The 17025-nt window shown below is 71.2% G+C and carries 12 protein-coding genes; 6 read left to right on the top strand and 6 right to left on the bottom strand.

All coding sequences use genetic code 11. The features are described from left to right. Window positions 1–18 precede the first annotated feature (18 nt). The 4 genes from ACFV6X_RS18055 (at window position 19) to ACFV6X_RS18040 (ending at window position 6294) form a co-directional block, all read left to right on the top strand. Window positions 19–3240: a BTAD domain-containing putative transcriptional regulator gene (locus tag ACFV6X_RS18055; protein ID WP_385384356.1), complete on the top strand. Its 3222-nt coding sequence runs from the start codon at window positions 19–21 to the stop codon at window positions 3238–3240. Between the two features lie 122 nt (window positions 3241–3362). Beyond that, window positions 3363–3830 carry a hypothetical protein gene (locus ACFV6X_RS18050; protein WP_385384354.1) on the top strand — a complete coding sequence of 156 codons (468 nt, stop codon included), beginning with the start codon at window positions 3363–3365 and terminating at the stop codon, window positions 3828–3830. A gap of 23 nt (window positions 3831–3853) precedes the next feature. Continuing rightward, window positions 3854–4279: a peptidase M23 gene (locus ACFV6X_RS18045; RefSeq protein ID WP_385384351.1), complete on the top strand. Its 426-nt coding sequence runs from the start codon at window positions 3854–3856 to the stop codon at window positions 4277–4279. Window positions 4280–4602: 323 nt separating this feature from the next. Next, entirely contained in the window at window positions 4603–6294 is a 1692-nt protein-coding gene (locus tag ACFV6X_RS18040; RefSeq protein WP_385384348.1) for a glycosyl hydrolase family 28-related protein, read from the top strand. Window positions 6295–6620: 326 nt separating this feature from the next. Here the strand turns inward: ACFV6X_RS18040 and ACFV6X_RS18035 are convergent, their stop codons facing one another. The 3 genes from ACFV6X_RS18035 to ACFV6X_RS18025 all read right to left on the bottom strand — a co-directional run bounded on the left by ACFV6X_RS18035 (window position 6621) and on the right by ACFV6X_RS18025 (window position 11709). Further along, window positions 6621–8123, bottom strand: coding sequence for an APC family permease (locus ACFV6X_RS18035; RefSeq protein WP_385384345.1), 1503 nt, complete (start codon window positions 8121–8123; stop codon window positions 6621–6623). Then, window positions 8120–9691 (bottom strand): GMC family oxidoreductase, encoded by a 1572-nt coding sequence (locus ACFV6X_RS18030; RefSeq protein WP_385384342.1) that lies wholly within the window; start codon window positions 9689–9691, stop codon window positions 8120–8122. Before ACFV6X_RS18030 ends, ACFV6X_RS18035 begins: the two co-directional genes overlap by 4 nt. A 392-nt stretch (window positions 9692–10083) precedes the next feature. Then, on the bottom strand, window positions 10084–11709 hold the full coding sequence (locus ACFV6X_RS18025; protein ID WP_385384339.1) for a multicopper oxidase family protein: 1626 nt from the start codon (window positions 11707–11709) through the stop codon (window positions 10084–10086). A gap of 500 nt (window positions 11710–12209) precedes the next feature. Between ACFV6X_RS18025 and ACFV6X_RS18020 the strand changes: the two genes are divergently transcribed. Continuing rightward, complete coding sequence (locus tag ACFV6X_RS18020) at window positions 12210–13886, top strand: accessory Sec system protein Asp2 (protein ID WP_385384336.1); 1677 nt, start codon at window positions 12210–12212, stop codon at window positions 13884–13886. 82 nt (window positions 13887–13968) lie between these two features. After that, on the top strand, window positions 13969–14478 hold the full coding sequence (locus ACFV6X_RS18015) for a winged helix-turn-helix transcriptional regulator (protein ID WP_385384333.1): 510 nt from the start codon (window positions 13969–13971) through the stop codon (window positions 14476–14478). A 91-nt stretch (window positions 14479–14569) separates the two neighbouring features. Here ACFV6X_RS18015 and ACFV6X_RS18010 read toward each other — a convergent pair whose 3' ends face one another. The 3 genes from ACFV6X_RS18010 to ACFV6X_RS18000 are packed head-to-tail and all read right to left on the bottom strand — an operon-like array spanning window position 14570 to window position 17015. Continuing rightward, window positions 14570–15628, bottom strand: a complete 1059-nt coding sequence (locus tag ACFV6X_RS18010) for an LLM class flavin-dependent oxidoreductase (protein WP_385384330.1) — start codon at window positions 15626–15628, stop codon at window positions 14570–14572. Next, window positions 15628–16134: an SRPBCC family protein gene (locus ACFV6X_RS18005; protein ID WP_385384327.1), complete on the bottom strand. Its 507-nt coding sequence runs from the start codon at window positions 16132–16134 to the stop codon at window positions 15628–15630. The genes ACFV6X_RS18010 and ACFV6X_RS18005 overlap by 1 nt, the downstream gene beginning before the upstream one ends. Further along, window positions 16086–17015 (bottom strand): hypothetical protein, encoded by a 930-nt coding sequence (locus tag ACFV6X_RS18000; protein ID WP_385384324.1) that lies wholly within the window; start codon window positions 17013–17015, stop codon window positions 16086–16088. The genes ACFV6X_RS18005 and ACFV6X_RS18000 overlap by 49 nt, the downstream gene beginning before the upstream one ends. Between the last annotated feature and the right edge of the window lie 10 nt (window positions 17016–17025).

Here is a 17025-nt window from a genome sequence, read left to right as displayed (position 1 = left end):
CTGTCGGCAGGTGCCGGTATGTTGTCCCTGACTCGCGGGAACGTGAATTCGGGGGACACGGTGGACGTTCGCCTTCTGGGTCCGGTCGAAGTGTCGAGCGGGGGGCAGCGGATTTCGCTGAACGGTGCGAAACCGACAGCGATACTCGCGGCTCTCGTCGTGCATCTCGGTGAGGTCCTGTCCGCAGAACGGCTGGTCGACCTCGTCTGGGAGGAGGAGCCGCCCGCCACCGCGCGGGCACTCGTCGCCTCGCACGTCTCCGGACTGCGCCGCGCCCTCGCCGGCCGGGAGGGCGGTGACGCGATCCGCACCCGATCCCCGGGCTACGTCGCCGAGTTCCCGCCCTCCGCCGTGGACGCCCGATGCTTCGAGGACACTTTCACGGCCGGCCGGAGCGCGGCCCTCGAAGGGCGGGCCGAGGAAGCCGTCGACATCCTCCACAGGGCGGTGCGTCTGTGGCGCGGACAGGACGCGCTGGAAGGGCTCGGCCAGAGCTTCGCCCGCGTCGAAGCCATGCGCCTGACAGAACAGCGACTGGAGGCACAGGAGTTCCGCTTCGCCGCCGAGCTGGACCTGGACCGCCGCACGGATCTCGTCGCCGAACTCGTCGCACACGTCGCCGCCCACCCCCTGCGGGAGCGCCCACGCGGCCAGTTGATGACCGCGCTGTTCCGCACCGGCCGCGTCGCCGACGCGCTGCGCTGCTACGACGAGGGCCGCCGGCTGCTCCGTACCGAACTGGGCCTCGACCCCGGCCCGGAACTGCGGGCACTGCACCGGGCCCTGCTCCAGGCCGACACCACGGTGCTGGGGCCCCCGGCCCGCCGCGTGACTCCTCCCGCGGCACAGGGCCACGCCGGACGGAGCCCCGTCGGACAGGGCCCTGCCGGACAGAGCCCCGGACCCACGGGGGAGGCGACGCCCCGCCCGGCTGCGGACACGGACGCATCGTCACCGCCCCGGCTCCAGCAGACCCACGAAGGCACGCGCCGCCCCGTGCCCTCCCAACTCCCCCCTGACGTGGCCGACTTCATAGGGCGTACCGAACAGATCGCCTGGGCGACCGCCCTCCTGGAGCAGGTGCGCGACCCGCTGCGCACCGCACCGCCCATCGGGGTCATCTCCGGCCGGTCCGGCACCGGCAAGACCGCCCTGGCCGTCCACGTCGGCCACCGCACCGCCGCGCTCTTCCCCGACGGGCAGCTCTTCGTCGACCTGCGCGCCTCGGACTCCGAGCCCGTACGGACCGCCGACGCCCTCGCCCGGCTGCTGCGCGCCCTCGGGATGGATCCCGACACCGACGCCCGCGACGAGGAGGAGCTCCTCGGCCTGTACCGCACGCACATCGCGCGCCGCCGGGTCCTGCTCATCCTCGACAACGCCGTCAGCGAGGCCCTGCTGCGCCCCCTGCTGCCGCCGGGCGGCGGCTCGGCGGTGCTGATCACCGGCCGCCGCCGGCTGGTCGCCCTGGAGGGCGCCACGCACCTGGATCTGGGCGTGCCCTCGGAACCCGAGGCACTGCAGCTGCTCGCCCGCGTGGCAGGACCGACCCGCCCCACCCTGGAGCCGGGCCAGGCCGCCGAGATCGTCGCGCTGTGCGGCCGGCTTCCGCTCGCCCTCCGTATCGCGGGCGCCCGGCTCGCCGCCCGCCCCCACTGGACACCGGCCCGGCTCGCCGCGCGCCTCCAGGACGAACGCCGCCGCCTGGACGAACTCCAGGCGGGCGACCTGGAAGTGCGCGCGAGCCTCGGACTCGGCTACGCCGACCTCGACGCACAGGAACAGCGCGCCCTGCGCCGCCTGGCCCTGATGGATCTGCCCGACTTCGCCGCCTGGGTCGCCGGGCCGCTCCTCGACGTGACCGCGCACGAGGCGGAGGACGCGGTCGAACGCCTCGTCGACTGCCACTTCGTGGAGGTCGTCCGCACCGACGAGACGGGCCGCACCCGTTACCGCATCCACGACCTGGCGCGCGAGCACGCCCGCGAGCGATGTCTGGCCGACGAGGACCCGCACGAGCGCGAGACGGCGGTGGGAAGACTCGTCGACAGCTGGCTGGGCCTGGCACGCAGCGCGGCGGCCCGCGGCCCCGGCGGCGCGTCACGGCTCCTTCCGGGCACCACCGCGGAGGAGCCGGCGGATCCGGCGGGCGAGCCGACCGCGTGGTTCGCCGCCGAGCAGCGCTGCCTGCTCGCCGCGGTCACCCACTGCGCGGAGCACGGCATGTCCGACGCCGCCCGCGAACTCGCCGCCGCCCTGATGGCCGCCTCCGCGGCGCTCTACAACCAGTTCGACGCCTGGTCCCGCTCGCACGACGTGGCCCTGGAGGCGGTTCGCCGCGGTGGTGACGTCGAGGGCGAGGCCTGGCTGCTGAACGGGCTCGGCCAACTCCGCCTGGAGCAGGACCGCTTCGACGAGGCCCACGCGTTCTTCGCCGCGGCACTGCGCCTGTTCGAGGAGCGGGCCGTTCGCCGGGGCCGCGCGGAGGCGCTGGCCGGCATGGGCGCGGCCCGTCGTGAACAGGCCCGCTTCGCCGAGGCGCTGACCCTGCTCACCTCGGCGCTCGAACAGTACCGGGAGCCGGAGGACATCGCGTCCATGGCCCATGTGCTGTACGGCATCGGATGCGTGCACCGGGACCAGGGCCGGCACGACGAGGCATGGGAGGCCCTCTCCCAGTCGCACCGGCTGTACGTGACCGCCTGGGACCGCCACGGCGAAGCACTGGCGCTGCGCTCACTGGGCCTGTGCCACCGGGCGCGGGGAGACCTGCCCGGCGCGGAGGCCCTGCTGCGGCGGTCCCTGGACATCTTCGAGGAGACGGACGACGCCTTCGGCGTGATGTACGCGAGTCAGTCCCTGGCCAAGGTCGAGTTCCGGCAGGGCCGGATGACCGAGGCCCGGGAACGTCTCGACCGGTGCCTGGAGATCACCCGTGAGCGCCAGGACATGTTCGGCGAGGCCCTCGTCCTGCGCACGATCGGCGAGTGGCACCTCGCCGCCTCGGACTGGGAGACCGCGACCGAGACCCTGCGACAGGCGCTCGGTCTCTGGGAGAAGCTGGCTCTGCCGCTGTGGCGTGCCCGCACCCTGCGGGACCTCGCCCGCGCCGAACTGGCCAAGGGCACGGCGGCGGCGGGACGCGAGCTCGAGGAGGAGGCGCAGCACATCTTCCGCGAACTCGGCAGCCGCGAGGCCCAGGAGCCCCTGAAGCCCGACGGCGGCGGTCCAGGACGCTGAGGCGGCCCGCGCCCCGCGAGCGACTCGGCCCGGTGGTCATACGGCAGGCGCTCGGCTCCCGTCGCACGGGTGGACGGCGCGGCACACGCCGCCCGGGACCACCGCCGCGAGAGGACCCCACCATGACCATGACGTCACCACGCACGGACGTACGTACGCACGAGGACGGAAAGGGACGGCGCTCCGCCCCGAGGGCGCTGCGCTCCCTCGCGGGGCTCGTCGTGGTCGCCGCCTCCATCCTGCTGTCGCTCGCCCAGCCGGCGGCCGCGCACCCGCCGAGCGGGTCCGTGTACGTGTGGGCCAGTGACGTACGGGTGCGTACGTGCCAGAGCACGTCCTGCGACCTCGCCACCACCGAGCGGCTCACGCGCGTCCAGGTCAAGGCCTACTGCCAGGTCGACGGGGGCGAGGCCGGGCGTGTGACCGACGGCCCCTACACCAACACCTACTGGGTCCAGATCATCACCCCCGGCAGGACCTTGGGCTGGATCTCGGCGGTGTTCGCCGGCGGCGGCTCCAACAACAGTCCGGTACCCGGCGCGCCGGTCGACAGCCTCGGGGACCCGACCATCGACTGCGAGTACATCTGAGCCGCGCGGAACCCGGAGGAAGCATGAACACAGGACGCCTCGTCAGGGCGATGACAGCCACGGCCCTTACGGCCGGGCTCCTGGCCCTGGCTCCGGCCGCCTCGGCGGCCCCCGAACGGCCCGCCACCCCGACCGCCTCGGCAGACGCGTCGGCGGCCCTGACGTCGATCTACATCTGGGCGACGAACGTGAACGTCCGTCACGACGGGCAGGACGCGGACTGCGTCTTCTACCCTTCGCGCGCCTCCTGCCCGACCGTCGTCGCGACCGTCTCCCGTACCGCGGCCAAGGGCCACTGCCAGCGCGAGGGCGAGACCATCCGCGACAGCGGCTACAGCAACCGCTGGTGGACGCTGGTCGAACTGGCCGACGGGAAGGTCGGCTGGGTCAACAACATCTACATCCAGGGCGGCGAGAAGATCGCCGGGGTGCCCGACTGCTCCTGGTGACGTCACCGTCCCACGGTGCTGCAGGCGCCCGCCCACCACGGGCGGGCGCCTGCAGCACGACGGCCAGTCAGGAGCCCGGGATCGCGCGGATGTTCATCACTGTGAACACAATTCATGTTCTGAGCCGCTATTTCGTCCGCGGGCTTGACCGCGACCGAGGTGAAGGCCACCGTTATAGCTCGCCAGTGAGGACGCTTCCTGGTGCGAGGCCCCATGTGCCGCCTGTTTACATACCTGAACAACGGCCATGCGATGCGGAGCTGAGGAGCTGCGAGGTTCATGACGGACCGCACAGGAGTCCGAGGACGCGAAGGGAGTCGGCCGTGACGCCAGACGAGCGCCGGGGGAGCGACGCGCACCCCGTCGGAGGGATCACCAGGCGCGGCCTGATCGCCGGTGCCGCGCTCGTGGCGGCCGGCGGCACGGCTGCCGCCGGCCCCGCCCGGCCGGGACAAGTGCCCACCCTCTGGCGGGAGTTCTCCCGGAACCCCTACACCCACCCGCAGATCCCCTACGTCGGCCGCGCGGGCTTTCGCGGGGGAGCCGAGCGCCTGCCCCGCCGCCCGGTCGTGGCCGACGTGCGCGACTACGGAGCCGTGGCGGACGGCACTGCCGACTCCGCTCCCGCCATCAACCGTGCCATCGCCGCCGCCGGAGAGGCCGGCGGTGGCACGGTCACCATCCCGCCCGGCACCTTCCGCATCGATGGCCTGATCCGCGTCGGCCACTCCGGCGTCGTGCTGCGGGGTGCCGGCAGCGGCCGTACCACCCTGTACGCGACACGGAATCTCACCGAACTGATCGGCGCCTACGGCTCCCGGTACGGCGGCGACAAGTCCTCCTGGTCCTGGGCGGGCGGCCTCATCTGGATGGCCCCGGCGGCACGTTGGACCTCGCTGGTGACGGCGATCCAGGAGAAGCAGTGGCCCTTCGAGGGCTGGACCGGCAACCGGCGGGACGAGTTCCGCCCCCTCACTTCGGTCGAGCCCGCCCGGCAGGGCTCCTGGACCGTGCGGGTCGCCGACCCCTCGCGGCTCCGCCCCGGCGCCCTGGTCCTGCTCCGCCTCTCCGACGACGCCGACCACACCCTTCTGAAGCACATGGCGGGCGGCGGGCCGGGTCCGGAGACGTATTTCTGGGACGACAAGACGAAACTGACCTCGTACGTGCCCTACGAGTGGCCGGTGCGCGTCACGCGCGTCCGCGGCCGTGACATCACCCTGGAGCGTCCCCTTCCGCTCGACGTGCGCCCCGAATGGCAGCCGCAGCTGACCACTCTCGCGACCCCGCTCACGGGAGCCGGCGTCGAGGGCCTGACCCTGGAGGCCGTGCAGACCCCGCAGGCCCCCCATCTGCTCGACAAGGGCTACAACGGCGTCGTTCTGCAGTGCGCCTACGACTGCTGGGTCGACGACGTGACGGTGCGGCACGTGGACAACGGATTCGGCCTGGTCGCCGCCTCGGCGTGCACGGTGCGCCGCACGCGGGTGGCCGGACGCGGCACCCATCACCCCTACTACTGCCGGGAAGGCTCGCACGACAACCTCGTCGAGGACTTCACCATCGAGGAGCGCACCACCCCCGCGCCCTCGAACACGCAACTGCACGGCATCAACGTCGAGGGCCTGTCCTCGTACAACGTGTGGTCGCGCGGCCTCATGGCGATGGGCACCTTCGACAGCCATCGGGGCATGCCCTTCGCCAACGTCCGCACCGACATCACCGTCAACAACAACGGTCGCCACGGCGGCGACGCGAGCGCCGGGCCGCTCTTCGGCGCGCGCTTCACCCATTGGAACATCCGCGTCACCAACGGCCGCGCGGGGCTGATGAAGATCGACGGCCTGGCGCCGCGCTCGGCGACCGTCGGCATCAACCAGGTCATCGAGTTCGACCAGATCGACGTACCGGACTTCACCGGTGATCTGCGCTCCCGCCTGGAGCTGTACGGCACCACGGACGTGGTGCGTCCGCGCAACCTGTACACCGCGCAGCGTGACCTGCGCGACGACTGACGCACGAACCGCTCCCCGGCACGTGGCGGAAGTGCCCTGCTCGCCTCGCGGCCGTGAACCCGGCCCGCACCCCGTAACCGAAGAGGTCGAGCGGACGACAACGAGTACCTGTCCGTCAGCACGCCGCCGGTCCCCGGCTCGCCGTACGGGGACCTGCTGGACCGGGTCGATCCCGCCCTCCCGGACCGGGACCGCGAGGAACTGGGCGCCCTCCTGGCCGGAGGCGCGCTGCCGCCGCTGCTGTCCTTCGCGGACTCGGCGAGCAGTGACGTCGCGTTCCGGGTGCGCGAGGGGGCTCCCGACGGCCGGCGGGTGGCCGGCCCGCGTCATTTCCTGCCTGCGCGTGGTCCGTTCGCGGACGGTTCCGCGTCGTCCGGCACCGCGCAGCCGGCCGGTGCGGTGCCGCGGCCGTAGTGGTGGGTGGTGAACATGTACAGCAGGCCGGTCACCACCACCACCGCGCCGCACAGCAGGACGATCCAGTTCTCGAACCACGGATCCTGCGGTTTGCGGGGCCAGGCGATGTTGACGATGGCGAAGATGCCGTAGGCCAGCGCCGCCACGTTCACCGCGAGTCCCCAGCGGCCCAGGGTGAACTCTCCCAGCGGACGCCACCCCATCAGCCGCGCGCGCAACGCGGCCAGCACCACCATCTGGAACGAGCCGTAGATACCGAGGATGGCGAACGAGACGATGTTGGTGAGCGCGTCCTCGGAGACGAGCGAACCGAAGGCGATGAGCAGGGGCACCGCGGCGGACACCAGCAGCGCGTAGCCCGGTACCGCGCGGGCGTGGGAGAACTGCCGAAGCAGGCGGTGCCCGACGATCATCTCGTCGCGGGCGTACGAGTAGATGAGCCGCCCGGCGGCCGCCTGGAGACTGATGGTGCACGACAGGAAGGAGATCAGCACCACGGCCATCACCGCCCGGGCCCCGAACTCGCCCATGGCGTCGAACAGCACACGTACCACCGGGTCGGGGTCCTCACCCGAGATGACCGCGTCGAAGTCGGTGACGGACAGCAGCAGCGACAGGCAGGTGAACGTCGCCGCGGCGCCGCCGATGTAGATGGTGCGGCGCATCGCGCGGGGGATGACGTTCCCGGGGTGGGCGACCTCCTCGGCGGTGTCGCCGCACGCCTCGAAACCGTAGTACTGGTAGAAGCCGATGATGGCCGCCGCCAGGAACGCCGGCAGGTAGGAGCCGTTCCCTTGGGTGCCGTAGGTGTCGAAGATGACCCCGAGCCCGTGGTGGCGGTGGGTGACCAGCAGGTAGACGCCGACGACGAGGGCGCCGACGAGTTCGCCGACGAAACCGATCAGGGCCGCCGCCGACAGTGCCTTGGTGCCCGCGTAGTTGATGAGGACGGCGACGACGATGAGGACCGCGGTGCACAGCACGGTGGTGTGCACGGTGGGGGCGAAACCGAGGAGGATGGCGATGTAGGGGCCGGCGCCGTAGGCGACGGAGGTGATGGTCACCAGCAGCGCCCACATGTACACCCAGCCGGTCATCCACGCCCAGCGCTTGCCCCACAGCCGCCGGGCCCAGGGGTAGACACCGCCGGCGATGGGGTACTGGGCCACGATCTCGCCGAAGATCAGCGCGACGAGGAACTGCCCGCATCCGGCGAGCACGAACGCCCAGATCATCGGGGGTCCGCCGGTGGAGAGAGCGGTACCGAAGAGCGTGTAGGTGCTCACCACCGGGGAGAGGTAGGTGAAGCCGAGGGCGAAGTTGGCCCAGGGGCCCATGTCCTTGCGGAACTCCGAGCCGGGCTCTCCCTCGGGGGTGCCGGACGTCGGCGCGGCGGGCCGCGGACCGGTCACCGTCCGGCCTGCCGGCCCGCGGGACCGGGGCGGCCGGTGATGAGGTCGGCGGCGCGTTCGGCGGCGAGCAGGACGGTCACCATGGGGTTGATGGTGGGCATCGTCGGGAACACCGACGCGTCGACGATCCGCACGCCCTCGACGCCCCGCAGTCGCAACTCCGGGTCGCACACGGCCGTCGGGTCGGCCGGGGCGCCCATGCGGCAGGTGCCGGCCGGGTGGTACACGGTGTGCGCCGCGCGGCGTCCGTACTCCGAGAGGTCGGCGTCGGAGACGACATCCGGGCCGGGCGCGACCTCGCGCACCAGCCAGTCGCGCAGCGGGGCGGTGGCGGCGACCTCGCGGGCGACCTTCAGACCGTCCACGACGGTGCGCTCGTCATGGCCGTCGGGGTCGGTGAAGTACCGGAAGTCGAGGGCGGGATGTTCGGCGGGGTCGGCGCTGCGCAGCCACATGCGGCCGGTGGAGCGGGCGCGCGGCACGTTCGGCGTCATGCACACCCCGTGCCGCGGCACGGGGTAGCCCAGACGTTCGGTGTTGACGGTGAACGGCACCTGGTAGAAGTGGAACATCAGGTCCGGCCGCGGCTGGTCCTTGTCCCGGCGCAGGAACAGACCGGCGTCGGAGTCCATCGCCGAGTTGGGTGGCAGCGGCCCGGCGGTCTCCCAGACGATCACGGACTCGGGGTGGTCCAGCAGGTTCTCCCCCACTCCGGGCAGGTCGGACCGCACCTCGATGCCCAGGTCGCGCAGGGCGTCGGCGGGCCCGATGCCGGAGAGCATCAGCAGACGAGGCGTGTCGATGGCGCCGGCGCACAGCAGGAGTTCGCGCTCGGCGCGCACGGTGGCGGGCCGGCCGTCGGCATCGCGGACGGCGACGCGGGTGAGCCGCCCCGACCCGTCGGGGAGCAGCTGATGGGCCCAGGTCTCCAGGAGCAGGGTGAGGTTGGGCCGGTCCATGACGGGGTGGAGGTACGCGACGGACGCGGAGGCGCGCAGGTTGCCCTCCGGCTGATAGGCCAGCGAGAAGAAGCCGGTGCCGTCGGCGAAGGGCTCGGCGTTGAAGTCGTCGATCACGGGGACGCCGAGGGCACGTGAGGCCGCGGTGACGAAGTCCTCGGCGATGGGATTGCGGTCGGCCTCGGCCACCGGGACGATCTCGGTGAGCAGCCGGCCGCGGTAGGGCAGGATCGTCGCCGGGTCCCAGCCGGAGCATCCCCGCTCGACCCAGTCGTCGAGGTCCTGCGGCAGCGGCAGGAAGCTGATCAGCGTGTTGTGGGAGGAGCAGCCGCCGAGCACGCGGGCCCGTGAGTGCAGGATGTGGGAGCTGCCGCGCGGTTGCTCGACGGTGGTGTATCCGTAGTCGAACTCCGAGCCGAGCAGGTTGATCCAGTTGCGCAGCCGCAGGATGCGTTCGTCGCCGACGTCACTGGGGCCGCCCTCGATGACGCAGACCCGGCAGTCGGGGTCCTCGGTCAGACGGGCGGCGAGCACGCAGCCGGCGGTGCCGCCGCCGACGATGACGTGGTCGTAGCCCGACTCGGCGCCGTGCGCGGTGGTGGAGGCCATGCGGTGCCTTTCTACGGTGGCCCTCCGTGGGCGGGCGGCGGTGTGCTGCGCCTGCTCAGCCCTTGAACGACGCCCTCGCCCGCCGCGCGCGGGCGATCCGGCTCGGCAGCGGCCTCCTGGAGCTCACCCACCGCGGGGCCTCCTTCGCGTCCGGCCGCTGCCGATCTCGGTTCGACGGTCAGCGACATGGCTCGTCAGGTGGGCGGCGCCGATGTGCCGCACCGCCGCGACTGCGTCCAAGCGGCTCAGGAGGACCCGGGTGGGCTACGGACCGGCGTGGGGATCACACGGCGGGCGAGCCGGAGGGCGGCTGCCCCGGCCGGGTCCCGGCACGCGGCCGGGGCCCGAGGTCGGGAGCCACCGAGGGCTCATGTCCCGCGCACGGGAGCTCGTCACTTCCGGTAGCCGAGGATGGTCATCATGCCGGATTCGGAGTGGTACTGGTTGTGGCAGTGCAGCATCCACAGGCCGGGGTTGTCGGCGTAGAAGTCGATGACGAGCTTCCGGTGGGGCAGCACATGCGCGGTGTCCTTGCGGGCCCCGACCGCGTCGATGCCGGTGAGGGCGAACGTGTGGCCGTGCAGGTGCACCGGGTGCCACATGTCGGTGGCGTTGATGAGGCTCAGACGGACACGTTCGCCTTCGCGGATCGGGATGCGCTTCTCGATGGAGTAGGGCTCGTGGTCGAAGCCCCAGTCGAAGTTCTCCATCCCGCCGGTCAGCTTGATGCGCATCTCGCGGTCCGGCTCGTCGTCGCTGAGGGCGACGGACTCGTGCGGCACGAGGCGCCTGGCGGGCACGAGCATGCCGTCGAGCTCGTCCGGGTGCGCGGTGGGCGGGGGGATGGAACCGCTGCTGGTGCGCAGTACCGCCATCGCCCTCGCGCCCTTGCCCTCGGCGATCGCGACCAGCGGGAACACCCCGTCGCCGGCGGTGATCATCACGTCGTAGCGCTCTGCCATGCCGAGCAGCAGCGCTTCCGTCCTCGTGTGCTCGACCGGGTAGCCGTCCGTGTGGGTCACCGTCATCTCGTGACCGCCGAGCGCCACCCGGAAGGCGGTGTCGCCTCCCGCGTTGATGATGCGCAGCCGGATGCGGTCCCCGGGGCGGGCCTTGTAGACCGAAGGAGCCCCCGGGAGGCGGCCGTTGATCAGGTAGTGCGGGTAGTCGACGTTGCCTCCCATGCTCTCCAGGACGCGGCTGTACGAATCGCGCAGGACGCGGTCGGGGCCGGCGGCCCTGGCTGAGGCCGACTCCCGCGGACCGCCGGACTTGGCGCTGTTCGGGCCGTGCGCGCCCTCGCCCATGTCCATCGGCGAGGCCTCGCCGCCCCGCAACTGGCCGAGCACGCGGTCCGGGGTGGACCCGGACACGCCGTCCACCCAGTCGTCCAGGACGATGACCCACTCCTTGTCGTAGGACAGCGGCTCCTTGGGGTCCTCGACGATCAGCGGTGCGTACAGACCGCGGTCGAGCTGCATGCCCGAGTGCGAGTGCAGCCAGTAGGTGCCGGGGTGCCCCACCGCGAAGCGGTAGGTGAAGTCCTCGCCGGGGTTGATGGAACGCTGCGTCAGACCCGGTACGCCGTCCATGTCGCAGCGCATCCGAATACCGTGCGAGTGCAGCGTCGTCGCCTCGCGCAGATGGTTGGCGAGCGTGAGGTCGAGTACGTCGCCTGCCGTGATCCGGACCTCCTTCCCGGGCAGCGAGTCGCCGTACGCCCATGTTCGGACGGTCCGGCCGCCCAGGTCGATGGACGCCTCGGTGGCGGTGAGCTTGAACTTGCGGACGGGCCCGGACCCGCGCTTCTTCTCGGCGGCCAGGACCTCGGGATCGGACGGGTTGACGTATCCCTTGGGTCCCTTGGGGATGAAGTTGCCGGCACTGTGCCTGGCGCCCCTTTGGCCGGTGGCTCCGCCTTCGGAAGGTGCGCCGGGCCCGGAGCAGGCGGCCAGAGTTCCCGATCCGGCGGCCACGATCGAGGCACCGAGCAAGGTGCGCCGCGTAAATTTCTGCATGAATGTATAAGACCTGTTTTGTGCGCTTATATGTGAGAACCGGAGCGGCGCGTCTCACGAATCACGGGCACGGCGCGGGGGAGCGGCGCCGGTCGGAGGCATGCGGTGCCACGCGGGAACATGATCGAGAGCGGGCTCCGGGGTCGGCAGGCCGGCGCGATGCGGATACCCGGGCCGGCGTCCCGGTGCGCCGGCGCGAGCGCATCTGCCTCGCGCACGGCCCGCGCCGGGATCCGGTCGGCGACCTTGCCGCCGCGCACGCCGCGGACGAGATCCTCCGCCGGCGGTGATGGTCGCCGGAGGGCCTTTCGGGTGACACCGAGCCGCTGTGGCCACCAGGGGGTTGGCCTCTGGAGCGCCGAGATGTCTGACGCCGGCCGTCGGCGGAGCACGTCGCGGTGACCGTTGCCTACTTCTGGCCGACCATCAGATGGACACTCCGTATACTCCGCCGGAGCGCAGCCCATCCGAACACCTGGCCAGAGAGTCCGCATACCGCCATGAAGAACGCCCTGCCTCCGCTGTCGCCCAACTACGCCACCCAAAGGAACCGCGCCTACAGGGAGAGCGTGGAGGTGCACGGGAAGTGGCCGGTCGAGTTCCAGTTCCGCCCGGCCCAGGGCGACCACCCACATCTGCTGGTCGTGTTCTCGTCCGTGGGCAGCAAGTACGGCTTCGGCAACGCGCTGGAGAGCGTCAAGTGCAACATCCTCAGGATCCGTGACCACTTCGACGGTGGGGCCTCGTACTACGTGGCGAGGAATATGGACTTCAGCGTCACGGATTCCATACAGGCCCTCATCGAGGACCACATGCGGCGACTGCGGGTGACCCGGGACGAGGTGACGCTCCTGGGCGCCTCCAAGGGCGGAAGTGCCGCGCTCTACTACGGCCTGAAGTACGACTACAAGAACATCGTGGCCTCGACGCCGCAGTACTTCCTCGGCAGCTACTCCAAGGGCCACGGGCAGCTCGGAGACGCCGTCCTCGGCGAGGGGCAGTCCGAAGAGAACGTCGCGACGATGGACGCCGTCATGAAGGACGTCCTCGCGCAGAGGTCGGACCTCAAGCGCAACATATATGTGGTCTCCTCTCCCGGCGACTATCAGTACGAGCAGGAAGTCGAGCACTACCTCCCCGCCCTGCGGGAATACGAGAACTTCAACTTCCTCTTCGTGGAATCGCCGACGGTACGACGGCACGACGAGGTGGTCCGGCAGGCGCTGCCGTCCATCCTGAGCATCGTGTACTCCCTGACCGAGGGCGCCGCTCCCCGGTGGGGCGAGGTCCGGATCGGGACCGATTCCGAGGACCCGGAGGCGGCCGCCGAGCACCTCGCCGGGCTCCGGGAACGCGACACCGCACTGGCCACTCTCCGGAGTGCCGAGTTCGCGGACGGGTGTCTGCAGCTGAAGGGGCACGCCTTCCTGCCGGGCGTGTCGCCCGACGGTCCGGCGGTCGAGACCAAGCAGCTCGTCCTGGAGAAGGACGGCGAGACCTGGACGTACCCACTGGAGTCGACCAAGGAGATCAGGCTCTACCGGGACTACTTCGACGAGTACTTCTGCGAGTACGCCATGGGCGGTTTCGCCTCTCAGGGCGAGCTGGCCTTCACCGGTCTCCCGCAGGGTACGTACGACGTCTCCGTCTGCATCACGAGCGAGGACGAGGGGATCGAGCGGCGGACGCGGCTGATCTCACAGAACGCGGTCGACCGACGTCAGGCCTGCGGTGACTCGGAGCTTCTCTTCCGGGGCGGCAAGGGCGGTCTCAAGCTGGTCAAGCGGAGCATCGTGGGAATCGATTCCGCCGGGGTGTGCTTCTCCGCCGGGAAGGCGGAGGAGCGCGACCAGAAGATCCACGCGGAGGGGGTTCTCTTCCTGCCCGGAAGGAATGCCGACCGTGACGCGCATGCCTTCTACTACCTCGTACTCCAGGGGAGGCAGGAATGCCACTCCTTCCCTCTGGGCGTGAAGAAGAACCCCGACGTCGTACGGCCGCACAAGCCGGCCGGAGACCTCGGGAACTACGACTTCGGATACTTCACGACGGGGACCGGAGGAATCGACGTCTCCGGTGTCCCGGCCGGAAAGTACACCCTGCTGGTCTCGATGAGCGTCGGTGGTGCCCTGTTCACCAAGAAGGCCGGGAAGGTCACCCTGAAGAAGCCTCGCTGAGCGCGGAGGGCCTCGCCCGGGGCATTTCCTGCGAGCTGCCGGGACCACCGCATCTCATCATGAGACTGTTATGGTCGAAGGTATGAGACGGACGTCCTTCGATGGCTGGCCCTGCTCGATCGCTCGTACGGTGGACATCCTGGGCGACGGCTGGACGATGCTCGTCCTGCGGGAGGTCTTCTACGGCGAGTCACGCTTCGACGGCTTCATCGGCTCGCTGGGGATCGCCCGCAACACCCTCGCCGATCGGTTGCGGCGGCTGGAGGACGCGGGGCTCCTGGAGCGCCGCGTCTACCAGACCGAGCCGGTCCGCCACGAGTACCGGCTGACGGAGAAGGGCCGCGACTTCTTCGGCGTCCTGGCCGCGATCAGCGCCTGGGGTGACCGCTGGCTGGCCGGCGAGGAAGGCGTCCCCGTGGTCATGCACCACACCACCTGCGACCACGACACCCGGCCCCAGGTGGTGTGCTCCTCCTGCGGCGAGCCGCTGCGGCACGCGGACGTGGCCGTGACCACCGGGCCCGGCTACCCGGCCCGCCTGCTGAAGCGGCCCGATGTGCGGGCTCGCTTCGGTCTCGACCTGGAGGGGTGACGGGAGGGGCGAGGGGGCCGCGGCCTCGGTGCCGGGTGGCCCTTGGGCGGGGTGCCGGGCCTGGCACCGAGACATCGGATCGGCGTGGGTTTCAGGCCTCGCTGTCGAGTTCACGGACCAGCTCGATCGCCCTGCCCAGCGTGTCGAGCCGGGCCTGGAGGGTCGCGCCCGCCGGATACAGGCGGACCGTGTCGACCCCGGTGTCGCGCCATACGCGCAGCCGCTTCCGGACCATCTCCTCGGTGCCGATGAGCGTGGTGGCCAGCACCATCTCGTCGGTGACGAGGGCGGCCGCGCCGTCGCGGTCACCTGCCTGCCAGCGCTCCCGTACCTCCGCCGCCACCTCGGCCCAACCCTGTCGGCTGTAGGCCCGGTTGTAGAAGTTGGTCGACGCCGATCCCATGCCGCCCAGGCTGAAGGCGAGCTCCTTCTTGCGGTCGGCGATCATGGCGCCGAGCGCCTCCTCGTCCGCCGCGAAGGAGACCTCCGCGCCCTGGCACACGTCGAAGTCGGCGCGCCTGCGCCCGGCGGCGGTCAGGCCTTCTTCGAGCGGGGCGAAGTAGGCGTCCGCCGCGCCCTCGGGGACGAAGCTGGTGCCGAGCCAGCCGTCCGCGACCTGCCCGGTGAGCTTCAGCATGGCCGGTGACAGGGCCGCCAGATAGAGGGGGACGGGGTGCTCGGCCCGCACGGAGAGCCGCATGGGAACGGCTTCCCCGCCGGGGAGCGGGATCTGGAACTCCGAGCCCGTGTGCGCGATCTTGCCGCCCGCGATCGCCTGCCGCACGATCTCCACGGTCTCCCGGACGCGCGCCAGGGGGCGGGCGAACGGTACGCCGTGCAGGCCCTCCATCACCTGGGGGCCGGAGGGGCCGAGTCCCAGCAGGAAGCGTCCGCCGGAGAGGTTGGACAGGGTGATAGCCGTCTGCGCGAGGGAGACCGGGGTGCGCGTGCCCACCTGCATGATCCCGGAGCCGAGCAGCAGCCGTTCGGTGCGGGCCGCGTAGAAGCCGAGGGCGGACGGGGCGTCGGATCCCCAGGCCTCGGCGACCCAGCAGATGTCGAGACCGAGTTTCTCGGCCTCGACGACGAAGTCGGCCTGTGCGGACCAGGTGCCGAAGCTCGACGCCTCGACCGTCGTCGCCGTGCGCATCACGCCTCCGCCCATTGCTTGATGTGTTCGAGCGTGGCGGTCATGTTGCGCTCGAACTCCCGCATGCGCACGAACACGATCTTCTGCTCCTTGTCCGGCATGGCCTCGATCGCGAGGGACAGCCCCGATGGGGCCGGCCCCATCTGCACCCACTGCGACAGCTCGGTCCCGTCGTCCCTCGGCGTCAGCCGGAACCGCCAGACGGCCGTGGGGTTCTCCGGATCGACCACCGCCCACGCGAACACCTTTGGCCGTTCGCATTCGATGACGGTCGAAACCGTCTCCCACTCCCCGAGTTCCGGATGCGCGCTGCGTCCCAGGAACCGGGCTCCCACTCCCGGCCCGACGGCTCCGTCGACCCACTCCACCGATTGCAGCTCCGCGCTCGCCCCGGGCATGCGCCCCACGTCCGACACCAGCTCCCACACGCGCTCCGGCGGGGCGTCGACCCAGGTCGTCACCTCCACCGTCGGCGTGTCCGCATACCGCGCACCCGTCCACTCCACCGCGTCCGCCTCCTCATCGCCAAGGCACCCTTGGCAGTAGAGTTGCGTAATAAGACTGACATGGTCAAGGGCTTCAGGGGCGCGTCTGTCAGGGAGACGGAAAGGGGGCGTGGCGTCGCGGGTGAAGGCGAGGGCGGCGCGGTCGTCGTTGTCGACTGGGTCGACCAGTGCCGGGAGTCGGTGCGCAGGAAGGACACGATCGACAGTGGCAGCGCGGGCGCGGGCGCGGTCGTCAGGCGCCGGGCACCCTGAGCTCGGGCGGGAACTCCAGGACCAGCGCCGTCACGAAAACTGCCCCGTACGGCCGCGACGGTCTGGACGGCGTTCAGCCCCTTGCCGCGGACGTCGCCGATGACGGCCCGCACTGCGAAGGGCGTCTCGCACACGTCGTACAGAGCCCCACCCACGAGCGTGCCGCCCTCGCCGGCCTCGTAGAAGGCGGCGGCCCGCAGGTGGCCCAGCCGGGGCGGTACGGGGCGCAGCAGGGTGCGCTGCATGGTCTCGGCGACGGAGCCGGCCCGGATGAGGTGTTGCCGCGTCTGCTCCCGCTGCCAGGACAGCGCGACGCTCGCGATGCCGATCAGGAACGTGGCGACATACATGGCAATGTGGTGCTGCTCGTCGAAGTGGCCGGGACGCCGAGCGGCCATCCACATCTCCAGGCCCAGACACACCACAGCCGACAGCGCCGTGCCCCGCGGCCCGCGCGTCGCCGCGGCCAGCGGGGGGACGGCGATGAGCATGAAGCTCACCGGTTCGCGCCCGTGGACGAGGAGTTCGGCGACCATGTCGATCATCACCGCGACCAGCGGCAGCCACCACACCCATCCGTGGCGCGGCGACGGTGGCCGCAGCGCGGCGTGCGGACTCCGGCTGGTCACCGCGCGCGCC

Origin of the sequence: Streptomyces sp. NPDC059861, from assembly GCF_042731435.1 — a bacterium.
GTDB lineage: Bacteria > Actinomycetota > Actinomycetes > Streptomycetales > Streptomycetaceae > Streptomyces.
This window is presented reverse-complemented; position numbering and strand designations above follow the sequence as displayed.